Annotated in this window: 14 protein-coding genes and 1 pseudogene; all 15 read left to right on the forward strand. The window is 29.9% G+C overall.

Annotation, left to right across the window (positions count from 1 at the left end):
* Nucleotides 1-34: 34 nt before the first annotated feature.
* The 15 genes and pseudogenes from MRZ80_RS05065 (at nucleotide 35) to MRZ80_RS05135 (ending at nucleotide 15,307) form a co-directional block, all read left to right on the forward strand.
* Complete coding sequence (locus MRZ80_RS05065) at nucleotides 35-862, forward strand: NAD(+) kinase (RefSeq protein WP_292536808.1); 828 nt, start codon at nucleotides 35-37, stop codon at nucleotides 860-862.
* Between the two features lie 82 nt (nucleotides 863-944).
* Nucleotides 945-2,303: a coenzyme F430 synthase gene (cfbE, locus tag MRZ80_RS05070; RefSeq protein WP_292536811.1), complete on the forward strand. Its 1,359-nt coding sequence runs from the start codon at nucleotides 945-947 to the stop codon at nucleotides 2,301-2,303.
* A gap of 194 nt (nucleotides 2,304-2,497) precedes the next feature.
* Nucleotides 2,498-3,373, forward strand: a complete 876-nt coding sequence (gene hemC, locus MRZ80_RS05075) for a hydroxymethylbilane synthase (RefSeq protein ID WP_292536813.1) — start codon at nucleotides 2,498-2,500, stop codon at nucleotides 3,371-3,373.
* A complete protein-coding gene (locus MRZ80_RS05080) occupies nucleotides 3,370-4,323 on the forward strand; it encodes a Gfo/Idh/MocA family oxidoreductase (protein WP_292536816.1) in 954 nt (317 codons plus the stop codon). The genes hemC and MRZ80_RS05080 overlap by 4 nt, the downstream gene beginning before the upstream one ends.
* Nucleotides 4,324-4,380: 57 nt before the next feature.
* Nucleotides 4,381-4,983 (forward strand): orotate phosphoribosyltransferase-like protein, encoded by a 603-nt coding sequence (locus tag MRZ80_RS05085; RefSeq protein WP_292536818.1) that lies wholly within the window; start codon nucleotides 4,381-4,383, stop codon nucleotides 4,981-4,983.
* Nucleotides 4,984-5,217: 234 nt separating this feature from the next.
* The gene (gene eif1A, locus MRZ80_RS05090) at nucleotides 5,218-5,541 is read left to right on the forward strand and encodes a translation initiation factor eIF-1A (protein ID WP_292536821.1); all 324 of its coding nucleotides are present in this window, start codon (nucleotides 5,218-5,220) and stop codon (nucleotides 5,539-5,541) included.
* Between the two features lie 121 nt (nucleotides 5,542-5,662).
* Nucleotides 5,663-6,439, forward strand: a complete 777-nt coding sequence (locus MRZ80_RS05095) for a serine protein kinase RIO (RefSeq protein WP_292536823.1) — start codon at nucleotides 5,663-5,665, stop codon at nucleotides 6,437-6,439.
* Between the two features lie 331 nt (nucleotides 6,440-6,770).
* A pseudogene (locus MRZ80_RS05100) lies at nucleotides 6,771-7,382 on the forward strand (KH domain-containing protein); the annotation flags it as partial.
* Nucleotides 7,383-7,965: 583 nt separating this feature from the next.
* Nucleotides 7,966-9,633 carry a DNA topoisomerase VI subunit B gene (gene top6B / locus MRZ80_RS05105; protein WP_292536953.1) on the forward strand — a complete coding sequence of 556 codons (1,668 nt, stop codon included), beginning with the start codon at nucleotides 7,966-7,968 and terminating at the stop codon, nucleotides 9,631-9,633.
* Nucleotides 9,634-9,653: 20 nt separating this feature from the next.
* Nucleotides 9,654-10,724: a DNA topoisomerase IV subunit A gene (locus MRZ80_RS05110; protein WP_292536955.1), complete on the forward strand. Its 1,071-nt coding sequence runs from the start codon at nucleotides 9,654-9,656 to the stop codon at nucleotides 10,722-10,724.
* A gap of 246 nt (nucleotides 10,725-10,970) precedes the next feature.
* Complete coding sequence (locus MRZ80_RS05115; protein WP_292536825.1) at nucleotides 10,971-11,204, forward strand: hypothetical protein; 234 nt, start codon at nucleotides 10,971-10,973, stop codon at nucleotides 11,202-11,204.
* A gap of 53 nt (nucleotides 11,205-11,257) precedes the next feature.
* The gene (locus MRZ80_RS05120; protein WP_292536826.1) at nucleotides 11,258-11,629 is read left to right on the forward strand and encodes a DUF5518 domain-containing protein; all 372 of its coding nucleotides are present in this window, start codon (nucleotides 11,258-11,260) and stop codon (nucleotides 11,627-11,629) included.
* 162 nt (nucleotides 11,630-11,791) lie between these two features.
* A complete protein-coding gene (locus MRZ80_RS05125; RefSeq protein WP_292536829.1) occupies nucleotides 11,792-12,808 on the forward strand; it encodes a phosphorylating glyceraldehyde-3-phosphate dehydrogenase in 1,017 nt (338 codons plus the stop codon).
* Nucleotides 12,809-13,071: 263 nt separating this feature from the next.
* Nucleotides 13,072-14,304, forward strand: a complete 1,233-nt coding sequence (locus MRZ80_RS05130) for a TIGR00300 family protein (RefSeq protein ID WP_292536831.1) — start codon at nucleotides 13,072-13,074, stop codon at nucleotides 14,302-14,304.
* A gap of 67 nt (nucleotides 14,305-14,371) precedes the next feature.
* Entirely contained in the window at nucleotides 14,372-15,307 is a 936-nt protein-coding gene (locus tag MRZ80_RS05135) for a calcium/sodium antiporter (protein ID WP_292536833.1), read from the forward strand.
* Nucleotides 15,308-15,396: the final 89 nt, after the last annotated feature.

Here is a 15,396-nt window from a genome sequence, read left to right on the forward strand (position 1 = left end):
AAAAAATCTTAATTTAAGGAGGGTTAATAGTAGTATGCAAATAGGAATTGTATCACGTACAGATCGTGAAGATGCAATTGAACTTGACTGTAGTATTATTAAATACTTAATAGAAAATGGTATAAACTTGGAAATTGATTCGTCACTTATTGAAAAACTTCCAGAATATAAACAATATGAAGTACCAATTGAGGAAATGAGTAGTGATATTGTTTTATGTGTTGGTGGAGATGGAACAGTACTTAATGCACAACATATTCTTTCACCAAAAAAGATTCCAATTCTAAGTATTAACAAGGGTACTGTTGGATTTCTAACAGAGGTAGATCCAGAAGATATATTTGAATGTCTTGAAAAACTTCTAAATTATGACTTCTTTATTGAAGAACGATTACAACTTGATGTCTTCTATGATGATAAGTGGAGTACTGTACTTAATGAACTTGTTATCATGACAAGTCAACCTGCAAAGATGCTTGATCTTCGCATACTTGTAGATGATGAAATTGTAGATGATGTACGAGCTGATGGTCTTATCATATCAACACCTAGTGGATCTACAGCATATGCAATGTCTGCTGGTGGTCCTATTGTTGATCCACGTGTTGATGCTGCAATTATCATACCAATATGTCCATTTAAACTTAATACAAGACCAAAAATTGTACCAGCTGATAGTCTTATAACAGTCAAATTCCTTAAAAAAGGAAAAGAAGGAGTTGGAGTACTTGATGGTGTATCAACTAGTAGATTTGAATTTCTTGAAGAAATTAAAGTTAAAAAATCAGAAACACCAGCATACTTTGTTAGATTCAAACAAAGCTTCTATAACAGCGTAAATAGTAAATTAAGCACGATATAATTAAGGGGAGAAGTATTTTTACAACTTCTTTTATTCTTTTTTTAATATTGAAAAATTATTTTCTATGAGGTATTAATGTAAAATGTCTAAAAATATCTTAATTAGTGATGCAAATCATGGGGGACTTGTTCTTCTTGATGAATATGCAAAAACTACAAAAAACAATCTTTTTTTCTATGATACATATAATAAACTTTCAAGTAATGAAAAAACCAAACTTGAAGATAAATATGATGTTAAATTTCTAGATCTTAAATATATAAAAGATCATATCAATGAATTTATCACTATAAATCCTGTTCATATGAAAGATCTCTTCAGGTGTGATTTTACTCATCATGAATTTTGTGGATATTTAATTGAAAAACATAAAAAGATGCATAATTGGAACTTTAAAATTATTGAAGTTACAGGTGTTAAAGGTAAAACAACAGTTGTTGATATTACATCAAAGCTTCTTGCATGTGATATGAATGTGTTGGTTTTAAATTCACAAGCACTCACATATAAAACACCAGATGGTGATACTATTCTTGATGAAACACTCAGCATTACACCTGCAAGCATCCTAACTGCACTAAATATAGCATGTGAAAATAACTTACTTGGATGTATTGATTGTTTTATAGCTGAAGTATCACTTGGAATTACTGGAATGTGTGATGTTGGAGTATTAACAAATATAGTTGAAAACTACCCAATTGGTGGTGGAAAATTAAATGCATGTGATGCTAAAAAAAGTGTTTTTAATGCAGAAACTGTTGTGTGTGATATTGACACATATGATAAATACTACAAAGATGTTAGTTGTGATAATTTAAAGCTTGTAGGCTTTAATAATTCATGTTGTGATATCTACACAGATTCTGTTAAATATGATTTTAACAATAGTATAATAAATTTCACATATGATGAGATGAAATATTCTATGGAATGCTTTGCACTTAGTGACTTTTATGTTATGAACATTCTTTTTGCAACACTTATATGTCAAATTATTGGAAAATCTATTAAATCAATAATTAATGATATAGTATCTATTAAAACATTAAAAGGTCGTGGATCATATCGCCAAGTTGATGATAAAATTGTACTTGAAGATATTAATGCAGGACTTAATATGACATCAATAAAACAGTGTGTTGACAACATAAAACGCTACAGTGACAATTTCTCACTTATTATTGGTGGAGATTATGGTATAACATGTGAAGAAATAGATGAAGAAAAGCTTCTAAAATATATTAAAAAATTAGACATAGATGAGATTGTTTTAACATCATCTGTTGGAAAATCACTGTATGAAAAACTTGAAAATCATGAAAAGTTCAAGTACTTTAAAAGTCTAAAAGAAGCATTTAATTACACTAAATTACAAGATAAGGATTTTATACAGATAATTTATAGAAGTAAGTATTCAGAGGATCCATATTATATGTAAATATAATTTTATTTAGAGCTGTTAATTTACATTATTAAAAACTTTATTAAATATAATGAATATATAATTATAAAGAGTTAAAAAATAATTTAACAACACCATATAAAGGTTCTAATAATCTTAATTAAGACATCAAGAATAATGATAAAATAAATTTAATTTAAGGAAAAAATAAAAGGGAGGGTTTATTTTATATGATTGTTGGTACACGTGGAAGTCAGCTTGCAACAACACAGACAGGAACAGTTGTAGCTGCACTTGAGGAGATCATTGGAGAAGAAATTGAAACTAAAATAATTAAAACAACAGGGGATAAAATTAAAGATACTCAACTTTATAATTTTGATGCAAAAGGTATCTTTACAAAAGAATTAGATATTGCATTAATAAATAATGATATTGACTTTGCAGTACATAGTTTCAAAGATCTTCCAAGTGAACTTAATGATCAACTTCAAATAACAGCAATACCACAAAGAGAAGCAGTAAATGAGGTGTTAATTTCAAATTATTCATGGGATGAACTACCAGATAATGCTACAATTGGAACAAGTAGTCTTAGACGTGAAGCTTTCTGTAAATATCATGGAAAAAATATTAAAACAGTACCATTAAGAGGAAATGTAGAAACACGTATTCGTAAAGTACTAGAAGATGAAGTATGTGATGCTACAATAATGGCAGCAGCTGGAATTAACAGACTTGGATTGCAGGAAAATATTAAGGAAATCTTTGATGAAACATACATAGTTCCACCAGCAGGACAAGGTGCACTTGCTATAATGACAAACAAGGATTCAGAATATAATGATGTTATAGCAAAACTTAACCATGAAAATACAAGAATTGAAGCATTATGTGAAAAAACAATTCTTGAAACATTAGGTGTTGGATGTCAATGGCCTATTGGAATTACATCAAAAGTTAAAGGTAACAATATTGATATACATGCAAAACTACTAACACCAGAAGGTGGACTTTTATCTGACATAGAACTTACAGATAAAAAAGATAATGCAATAGATGCTGCAAAAGAAATAGGAATGAAACTAAAAGAGGAGTCTTTATGAAACAGACAAATGTAGGTGTTATTGGAGTAGGATCAATGGGATATAACCACGTGAGAATCTACTCAGAACTTGAAAATGCAAACTTAATTGCAATATCAGATATGGTACGTGGAACACTTGATAAAGTATCAAAAGAATTTGATACAGTAGGATATGTTGACTATGACAATATTCTTCAAATTGATGATATAGAAGTTGTAAATATCTGTGTACCAACAGTATTCCACTACAACGTTGTTATGGATGCTATTGAAGCAGGAAAAAATGTACTTGTTGAAAAACCAATAGCTCTTAAATTACCAGAAGCTCAAAAAATGATTGAAGCAGCAGAAGATGCTGGTGTAACACTTGCAACAGGACATGTAGAACGTTTCAACCCTGCTGTACGTGTTACAAAAAAATTAATTGATGATGGAGAAATTGGTGAAGTTGTAACAGCAAGTTCTAAAAGACTCGGTCCATTCCCTCCAAGAATAAGAGATGTTGGAGTTGCAATAGATCTTGCAATACATGATGTTGACATATTCAACTACCTCTTTGAAAGTCAAGCAGAAACAGTATATGCTAATATGAGTAGTAAACTTGAAAACTGTGAATTTGAAGATCATGCAGAAATCATGACAAAATATGAAAATGGTGCACTTAGTATTCTTGAAACAAACTGGCTTACACCATATAAGAAAAGACAACTTAATATCACAGGTGTAGATGGTATTATAAGTGTTGACTATGGAAATCAGACAGTTAAATTATTTAAGGAAAACAATCAAGTTGAAGATATTAAGGTAAATAATAAAGAACCTCTAAAAGAAGAACTTAGATCTTTCATTAACTCTGTTCAAAATAAAACAGAACCTGAAGTATCAGGAAAAGATGGATTTAAAGCACTTAAAATTGTTAATGCTGCTATGCAATCTTCAAAAGAACAAAGATTAGTATATCTTAAATAGAAATATAAATAATATAGAAATAAAAAAAATATTAAAATGATTTGGGGAATAGATATTATGAACACCAAGTTAATTGAAAAAGCTACAGAACTTAGAAATAAAGGTCTTACTACTGGAGAAATAGCTGATGAATTAAACATATCAAAAGATACAACAAACTGGCTTGTTATGCAGATGACTCCTGTAAGTAAACAGAAACAAAAACAGAAACAAAAACCAGATGACTTTGCAATAAATTGGAAAAGTATTGGAGCAAGTTCAAGTCGTATGCGTGACATCTCATCAGCACTTGCAGATATGGCACTAGAAGAAGGTGTTCCTGATACTATTGTTGGAATAACAGTAAGTGGAGTTCCATTTGCAACAATAATGGCAGATATTCTAGATGCTGAATTATCAGTATTCCACCCAATTAAACATATGAAAAATGAATCTGCACAAGGATCAATAAGTAACAACTTTGCAAATCTTAAAGGTAAATCAGTATTTATTGTTGATGATGTAATTACAAGTGGATCAACAATTAAAGATACAATAGATGTATGTAAATCACTTGGTGCAACACCTCTTGCTGTAAGTGTACTTGTTGATAAAAAAGGTATAAAAGAAATCGATGATGTACCTGTTAAATCATTAATCAAAATCAATAAAGTAGGTTAAACCTCCTACAAATTCTTTTTTTTAAATTTATATTAAATTATATTTTACATTTCATACTTTTTCTATAAAATAATATATACATTAAATAACATACATTATATATAATAGAAATTTAAATGTGTGCAAATAATTAGAAGATTTTTCTTATTAAATTAATAACTAGGATCAACGATGATTAGATAAAAAAAAGTTATCACAAAAAAAATTTATTTATAAAAATGGAGGATACATAGTTTGAATAAAAATCATAAAAAAAACAATAACAACAACCAAAATCCTGGAGAAAACATCCGTGTAAGATCACCAAGAAAAGGAGAAATTCCTGGTGTTGTAGAACAGATTCTTGGACATGGAAAACTAAAAGTTAGATGTAACGATAAAAACATAAGATTATGCAGAATTCCAGGAAAAATGAAAAAAAGAATTTGGATCCGTGAAGGAGACGTTGTTCTTGTAAAACCATGGGATTTCCAAAGTGATGAAAAAGCAGATATCATCTGGAGATACACAAGAACAGAAGCAAATTACCTTGAAAGAAGAGGATTCTTAAAAATATAAACACCATTTTCCTTTATTTTTTTTAGATTCAAAAAAAGAAAAGAGAGAAAATACTATTTTATAAAATATCTAAAAAATTAATTTATATAAACTTACTTTTTTATTCATGGAGGAGATTTAATTGAATCGACATTTTCATGATGCTGACAATCAAATGAGAAAACTTGAGGAAACTAAAAGACTTAAAAGTAGTGAAGATAAACAGGTCTCAAGTGAAGTATTTGATGATAGAACACTAAAAGTTTTATATAAACTTGCAAAACAGGGATATATTAACACACTAAACGGTGTAATTAGTACAGGAAAGGAAGCTAATGTATTTTATGGATATGATGATGATGAACTTCCTGTTGCAGTTAAAATATATCGTGTTATGACACTTGATTTTAAAAAGATTAAAAAATATATTGCAGGTGATCCAAGATTTAAAACTCATGGAAATAAGACACGTCAGATCATAAATACCTGGACTCAGAAGGAATTTAAAAATCTTGGACGTCTATATAATCTTGGACTTAAAGTTCCACAGCCTTATACATCAAATGAAAACGTACTTATTATGCAGTATCTTGACTATTCAGATGATGATCATACAGCAGCACCACCTCTTAATAAAATTAAGCTTGAAAATCCAAGTGTTGTATTTGATGAAATTATAGATTTTATTGATGTATGCTATAATGAAGCAGACCTTGTACATGGAGATTTATCACGTTATAATATATTATATTCACACAATCATCCATATATTATTGACTTATCACAGGCTACTCTTACAAGTAATCCTTCAAGTCGGATGCTTCTTGAACGTGATGTTAAAAATATCTGTTATGATGCAAGTCGTTATAAAATTAAGTTAGACTTTGATGAAATTATGAATAGAATTCTTAAAAGATAGGATTTTAAAATCTTTAAAGAAGTTTTACTTCTACTATTTCACCTATAGTTTTTTATAATATCATATACATAATTATAAACAGTAATCTTAAAGACAGATATGTTATTGAAATTTTTTATTTAGTTGATAACATTGTATAAATATCCCAACTAATAAAATAAATGAAATATTTTTATTAATCTGACAAAATACATCTAATTTCTAGTTAATTGTCAGATTTATTATTAAATTTACACTAGTTACTAAAATTATTTAATTAAAATACATTTAATGCAGCATAAAAGAATAAACAATTTAAGAAGAATTATATATACTAAGGAGTTTTTTTATAATGGTTAATACAGAATATCTTAAAATACCAAAAGACAGAGTAGGAGTTACCATCGGTAAAAATGGTAAGATTAAACATCAACTTGAAATTATTACAAAAACAGAACTTAAAATTGACAGTGAAACAGGAAATATTGCAATTTCATCTACTGAAGAAACAGATGATCCTTTAGCTATCTGGAAAGCAAGATACATGATTAAAGCTATTGGTAGAGGATTTAACCCTGAAATTGCTTTAACTCTTGAAGATGATGATCTTATTCTTGAAATTATTAACTTACAAGACTATGTTGGTAAATCTAAAAAAGCATTAGTAAGACAAAAAGGTAGAATTATTGGTAAAGGTGGAAGAACCAGACAAATTATGCATGACATGCTTGGTGTTGAAATAAGTATTTATGGTAAAACTGTTTCATTAATTGGTAAAATGCAAAACATCCAGATGGCACGTGAGGCTATTGAAATGATTCTTGAAGGTTCAAGACAAAAAACTGTATATGCATACCTTGAAAAAATGCATGATAAACTTAAAAGACAAGAATTTGATGAAATGGTTAATGGTAAACCTGACATGAAAGAAATTCTTAGAGAAGATCTTGATACTGATGAAGATTTCACTGATGCTGAAAATGAATACAACCAGGAAGCTATTGATGCTGATGAATCAGAAGATGCAGAAGATGAATCTGATGATGTTGATGATTTAGATTCTATTCCTGAAACATTATAATTAAAAGGGTGAAGTTGTTTTTAATTAAATAATTTTTTTTCATCTTCTTTTATTTTTTATATTTTTTATTTTTTTTATTAACTTTGGACTATTTTTATTTTTAAAATTAAATTTCTATTTTAAGTATTTTTTAGATGTTTTATTATTACTTATCAAGACCCCTCTAGAGTTGTATTTTTTCTATAGTTAGGGGTATATACAATGGTTTTATATTATATGTTTTACATAAATATTAAATACACAAAAATTATGTTTTACAATAAAACATATACATAACAATATAACTTTTATATAATTTCTCATTATTTTTTAATTTATTTTATGAAATATCATGTAAAACAATGATTAGTTGTATTTTAAAAATAATACTTTTAATATAACTGAGTAATAATAAAAATATAGTTACCCAAACATAAAAATAAGTTAAATAAATATGAAAAAAAGTGGAGGTTTGATACATGTGGAAATGAATGCAGAAAGAAACAGTACCGAATTATTCGAAGAATTTAAGGAATTAACACCATCAGAATTTTTTAGACGTAACAAGCAAATGTTAGGATTTTCAGGAAAAATCAGATCACTAACAATTGTATTTCACGAACTTATAACAAACAGTCTAGATGCATGTGAAGAAGCAGGAATACTACCAGAAATCACAATAGAACTCAAAAGACTAGGTAAAGATCACTACCTACTAAAACATGCAGATAATGGACCTGGAATTCCAGAAGAATTCATAACAAAAGTATACTGTCAAATGTTTGCAGGAAGTAAATTTAGAAACGTACAATCACGTGGACAACAAGGGCTTGGATGTAGTGGATGTGTACTTCTCTCACAGATGACAACAGGACAACCTGTAAAAATCAGATCCAGATACAAAGATGGAGATCAACTAAAAGGAGTACAAATGACAGTAAAACTTGACGTTAAAAAGAATACTGGAATTATACTTGACAGAAAAGAATTTGAAACAGACAGAACAGGTTCAGGAATAGAAATAGAATTCAAAGATGTATCCTACTCAATGAGTGAACAAGGAGCATATGAATACATCAGACGTACAGTTATAGGAAACCCACACGCAAGAATTGTATTTAAAGATCCAACAGGAAGAAAATACACCTTTGAAAGAGCAACAGATAAAATACCACCACTACCAAAAGAAGTACTACCACACCCAAAAGGTGTAACAGCAGACGATATAATCTACCTCTGTAAAAGTACAAACAAAAAACGATTCAAAAACCTCCTAATGGACTCACTTTCCCGTGTATCACTTAAAAAAATCAAGGAAATTGAGGAAAATACTGGAATTGACATGAATAAACGTCCAAAAAGTATCACCTGGAAAGAAGCAGAACTTGTAATTGACCAGTTTGATAAGATGAAATTCATGGCTCCACCAACAAATGGACTTAAACCAATAGGTGATGAACAAATAGAAAAAGGTATAAATGAAATACTACTACCTGAATTTTCAACAGCACTCACACGTAAACCACAAGCATACCGTGGAGGAGTATCATTTATTGTAGAAGTAGGACTTGCATACGGTGGAAAAGCAGGACGTAAAGTAGGAAATCAGAGAAAAGCAGAAATAATGAGATTTGCAAACAGAGTACCACTAACATTTGACCAGGGAAGCTGTGCAATAACAGAAGCACTTAAAAGTATAGACTGGAGACGTTATGGTATTGGAGATCTAGATAATGCACCAATATCTGTATTTGTAAACATTATCTCAACAAATGTTCCATACCTATCAACTGGAAAACAAAGTGTTGCACCAGAAGAAGAAATTGTACGTGAAATAAGACAAGCTGCAATGAAAGTAGCAAGAAAACTTGAAAAATACATAAGAGCAAAAAGAGCAGCTAAAAATGAGGAAATGAGAGCTAAAGTATTTGAAGACCTTGTACCTGTTGTACTTAAACAATGTGCTCTACTTGCAGAAAAAGAAATTCCACAATATGATAAGGTAATGGATGAAGTAACACACAAAGCTAAAATAATGGACATGAAAAATCGTCTTAAACAACCAGAAGTTGAACCAAGAGAAGTAAAAACTGAAGAACCAAAACTAAGAATGACAACAGAAGATAGTGACGATTTCATGGGAGAAGACTTCTAAAAGGAGGTATGATTTAAATGATGAAACATAAAGAATTAGCATTAGAAAAACTACGTGGTATGGGAAATGAAGTACTTGACACTGTACTTAAAGAAGAAGTTCCAAGTATAAAAATACCATCAAGAGGAACAGGAAATATCATCTACAACCAAGATAAAAGATACTTTGAACTTGGAGATAGAACAGGAACAAGATCACTTGGTAATGTAAAACAGATCAAGAAAATGGCACAGATGATGTGTGTTGGAAACTTCTGTAAAGATCTTGTAAATATCCAGAAAACTGCAACCATGAGGGAGATGTACTATGTATCTGAAGGATGGGATGTAGGATTTGACAACCAGCAGGAATCAAACAATATTACAGAAGATATAGAAGTAACACTTGGAGTTTCACGTGAAAACCTCGGACTTCTCCCTGAAGAAGATGGAGCATCAGTATATGGTGATATTACACTACGTGATGATGATGTAGAATTTAATGCAAAAAAACTTGGAAAATCAGGTTACACTATACCTCCTACAATTGATGATGTAGAATTTGTAGATTCAAATGTAGATCGTATTATTGCAGTTGAAACTATGGGAATGTACCATCGTATGGTTCAAGAAAAAGCATATGATAGATTTAACACACTTATTGTAGGTCTTAAAGGACAAGCAGCACGTGCAACACGTAGATTTATTCGTCGTGCAAGTGATGAATTACAAGTTCCTGTATACATCTGTAACGACGGTGACCCATGGGGATTCCACATTGCTATGGTTATTATATCAGGTAGTGCAAAACTTGCACACGTAAATCATGACCTTGCAACACCTGATGCAAAATTCCTTGGTGTAACAGCATCAGATATTATTAACTATGATCTTCCAACAGATGATCTTAAACCTGTTGATGTAAGTCGTCTTAAAGAAATTGCAGCAGATCCAAGATATAAAAGCGATTTCTGGCAGACTGAAATTAAGAAAATGCTTAAATTAGGTAAAAAAGCAGAACAACAGTCATTTTCTAAGTATGGTCTTGAATACATTGTAGATACATACTTCCCAAATAAGATCAGTGCACTTGAAGGAGAATCAATAGAATAGATTTTAATTAATTCACCACCACTCTTTTTCATTTTTTTTTATTTTAGTAAATTACTAAAAAGATAAAATTTAAAACTAATATTTAAAATTATATAACAAATACTTTTGAGGGTGTTATAAATTAATATCTTAAAATCAAAGAAGAAATTACTAATAAGTGTTATATTAATTGTTATATTCTCATTTAGTTGTAATGAAACACTACTTTATCCATTTATTGTAGTGGCTGGTATTATCACAGCTTTAATGTGTGATATAAAACCTAAAGATGTTATAGTAAACATCATAATATCATCAATTTTAGGTGCAATAATTGTAGCAGTAATTAGTTTAATTTATTCCTATTATATTCTCGGACCAATATATGCAATAAGTGTTGTATCATACAGCCTATTTAACATCATTGCCTATATCATCTATGGTCTTCTTGGAGGATTAATTGGATATAATATTAATACAATAAAATTAGAAAAACAATAAAGTATAAACAAAAACAATATAATTAATGTAATAAAAATTAGGAGCTAGATAAATTGGATTTTAACAATATTACAAAAGGTAAATGTGTACCTTTAGGTATTATAATGATAGTCATATTCTATCTAGTGGGTGGAACAACATCAACAATATATCCATTCATACTTCTTACAACAATGATGGCAGGATATATTAAAGGTAACAATACTGTAAGTGAATCTGCAGTGACAGGTTTAATAATTTCAGTAATTGGTACACTTATCACTGTTATAATCAATGTTGCATTAATCTATGTATCCTATGGAGGACAATATGCATCATACATGATTGCACAAACACTACCATTTACACTACTAATAGGACTAATTGTAGGTGCAGTAGGTGGAGTTCTCGGATACTACATTAGAGGAGAAATGAAACTAGAATAGATACTAATAAATTACTAACCACCACACATTTTTCTTTTTTTTTATCATAATTTATCATGAATTTTTCAAATAGATTTAATATAGATCAATATCTTATATAATATTATAAGACTAAAAAAAAGCTTAATTATATGATAGCTTTTTTTAATTGGACGTATTACTATGAAAAATATTGGAATAAATGGATACGGAACTATTGGTAAAAGAGTAGCAGACGCTGTATCTGCTCAAGATGACATGAAAATTGTTGGAGTAACAAAAAGATCACCAGACTATGAAGCTAAAAGTGCTGTTGAAAAAGGATACGATCTATACATAAGTGTTCCTGAACGTGAAGCAGAATTTGAAGAAGCAGGAATAGAAGTTGCTGGAACAGCAGATGAATTATTTGAAAAACTTGACCTTGTTGTTGACTGTACACCAGGAGGTGTAGGTGCACAAAACAAAACAGACATCTATGAAAAAATTGGTCTTAAAGCTATCTTTGAAGGTGGAGAAGATCATGATGCAATAGGATGTTCATTCAATGCTGAATCAAACTACTCAGAAAGTATAGGACAAGACTATGTACGTGTAGTATCATGTAACACAACAGGTCTTTGTCGTACACTTAAACCTGTATATGACATGGCAGGAATTAACAAAGTACGTGCTGTAATGGTAAGACGTGGAGCAGACCCTAACGATGCAAAAAGAGGACCTATTAATGCTATTGTACCATCAACAGAAGTACCATCACACCATGGACCTGATGTACAAACAATTATTAAAGACTTAAATGTTATGACAATGGCTCTTATTGTGCCGACAACACTTATGCATACACACAACATAATGGTAGATCTTAAAGACAAATCAATAACAAAAGACGATGTACTTGATGCATTTGAAAGTGCATATCGTGTACTTCCTGTTAAAAAAAGTCTCAACATAGCATCTACTGCACAAATTATGGAATATGCTAAAGAACTTGGACGTTCAAGATCAGACATGTATGAAATACCAGTATGGGAAGAATCAATAAATGTTGTAGATGGAGAATTATTCTACATGCAAGCAGTACACCAAGAATCTGACGTTGTACCAGAAAATGTTGATGCAATCCGTGCAATGCTTGAATTAGAAGATGATGCTGAAAAATCTATACTAAAAACCAACAAAGCAATGGGAATATTATAAGAATATAATTCCTTTTTAATGCATCACCACCAATTTTCCACACCCCAATATATTTTTCCTTTTTTTATTATTTTTTAAAAAAAATATAACTAAAAGTATAATACAGCTTTTTTTTTATACATGTAAAAAAAAAATTAGTTTCATATATTAATTATAAACTAAAAAAATAGTATACATAAGAATATATTTAAAAAAAAATAATATTTATCAAAAATTTTTATTAAAAATAATCAAAAAATAACTAAAATTATGAGGATGATTAAATGTTTAAAGAGAAAATAATCCTTGAAGGTCACATTATCGACTCATTAACACTTTCTAAAACATTAAGTACAATAATGGAATGTGGTGGAGACCTTAACATTGAAGAAGTAAATGCTGGAAAACTTAAAACAGACACAAGTAGTGCAATAATAGAAGTAATATCTGATGATGAAGAATCATTTAACAGAATAATGGATCGTTTAACAGACTTTGGTGCTGAAGTTCTAAATAATAAAGATGCAGATCTTGTAGAATCACTAAAAGATAAAACAGTACCAGATAACTTCTATTCAACAACAAACTATGCAACAAAAGTAAAATATGAAGGTGAATGGCTTACAATTGACAACATAGAAATGGACTGTTTAATAGTTGTAGATACAGAAAATAAAACAGCAAAATGTAAAGCATTAAACACCATTAAAAAAGGAGATAAAGTTGTTGTAGGACGTAACGGTGTAAAAGTTGAACCTGTTGAAAGATCAAGAGAAAAAGGTTCATTTGAATTTATGAACTCTGAAGCATCATCTGAAAAACCTATTCAAAGTATTATCCACAATGTTGCAGAAGAAATGAAAAAAATAAAAGATCATGGTGGAAAAATTGTTGTTGTAGGTGGACCTGCAGTTATTCACACAGGATGTTCAACAATTCTTGCAAAACTTATACGTGATGGATATGTAGATAAAATCTTTGCAGGTAATGCTCTTGCAACACACGACATAGAACAAGCACTCTATGGAACATCACTAGGTGTAGATATTAACACAGGAAAACTTGTAGCTCATGGACATAAAAATCACATGGCAGCAATAAATCAGATAAATAAGGCTGGAAGTATACGTGATGCAGTAGAACAAGGTGTTCTTAAAAGTGGAGTAATGTATGAATGTATTAAAAACGATGCAACATACGTACTTGCTGGAAGTATTCGTGATGATGGACCACTTCCTGATGTAATAACAGATTCACAAGTTGCACAACAACGTATGCGTGAGGAAGTTCAAGATAAAGATGTTGAAATGGTAATAATGGTTGCTACCCTCCTTCACAGTGTAGCTACAGGTAACTTAATGCCAGCACGTATTAAAAGTGTATGTGTAGATATTAACAATGCATCTGTAACAAAACTTTCAGATCGTGGAAGTGCACAAGTTATAAGTATTGTAACAGATATTGGAACATTCTTCCCTACACTTGAATCTGAACTTAGAAAACTTGAAGAAGAATAAGTATTATTACTTACTCCTCCAAGTAACCTGTTTTTTTTATATATTAACTTTTTTAGGAAATGATTAAATGGATATTTTTACAATAATTCTATTAGTTGTTGGATTCATACTCTTAATTAAAGGTGCTGACTTCTTTGTTGAAGGAGCAAGTGAGCTTGCAGCAAAACTTAAAGTTCCAGCAATAATAATAGGTCTTACAATAGTTGCCTTTGGTACAAGTGCACCAGAAGCAGCCGTATCAATAACATCAGCACTATCACATAGTAATGCTATTGCAATAAGTAATGTAGTGGGAAGTAACATCTTCAACCTACTTGCCGTACTTGGTGTAACAGCACTAGTTTATAATCTTAAAATTGAAGATAAACTACTAAAAGAAGACTTTGTAGTATTAATAATTGGATCTGTACTATTTTTAGTATTTGCATTAACTGGAAATGTAATTGACAGAATTGAAGGTATAATATTTTTACTTATCATCATAGGATATGTTGCATTTCTTGTATATAAAACAAAAAAACAAAGTCGTGTACTTACAGTTGATGAAGTTAAACTTTCAAATGCTAAAATCATACTCTACATAATAGGTGGAATGTTATGTATTATGATTGGAAGTGACGTGGTTGTTGCATCAGCAAAAGATATTGCACTTAGCCTTGGAATGTCTGAAACACTTGTTGGTCTTACAATAGTATCTCTTGGTACATCACTACCAGAACTTGTAACAAGTGTAACAGCAGCATACCGTAAAAATACAGATCTTGCAGTGGGAAATGTTGTTGGAAGCTGTATTTTTAATGTATTATTCATTATTGGTATAACAACAGCAATTACACCAATTGCAACAACAGCTATAATGATAACAGATATTACAATATCACTTGTTGCAATTGCACTTACATACATCTTTGCATATCACAGACGTGATTTCAATAGTAAAGATGGAATACTTATGATTATAATCTTTATAATCTACATGGCATACATCATACTAAGAAATTAAATCTAACCACCCTTTATCTTTTATTTCTTTTTTTTAAAATAATTTATATGAAAATCTGAAAAATTTTTTTATTTTATTAATTTAATTCA

It is taken from the genome of Methanosphaera sp., from assembly GCF_022768985.1.
Taxonomy (GTDB): domain Archaea; phylum Methanobacteriota; class Methanobacteria; order Methanobacteriales; family Methanobacteriaceae; genus Methanosphaera.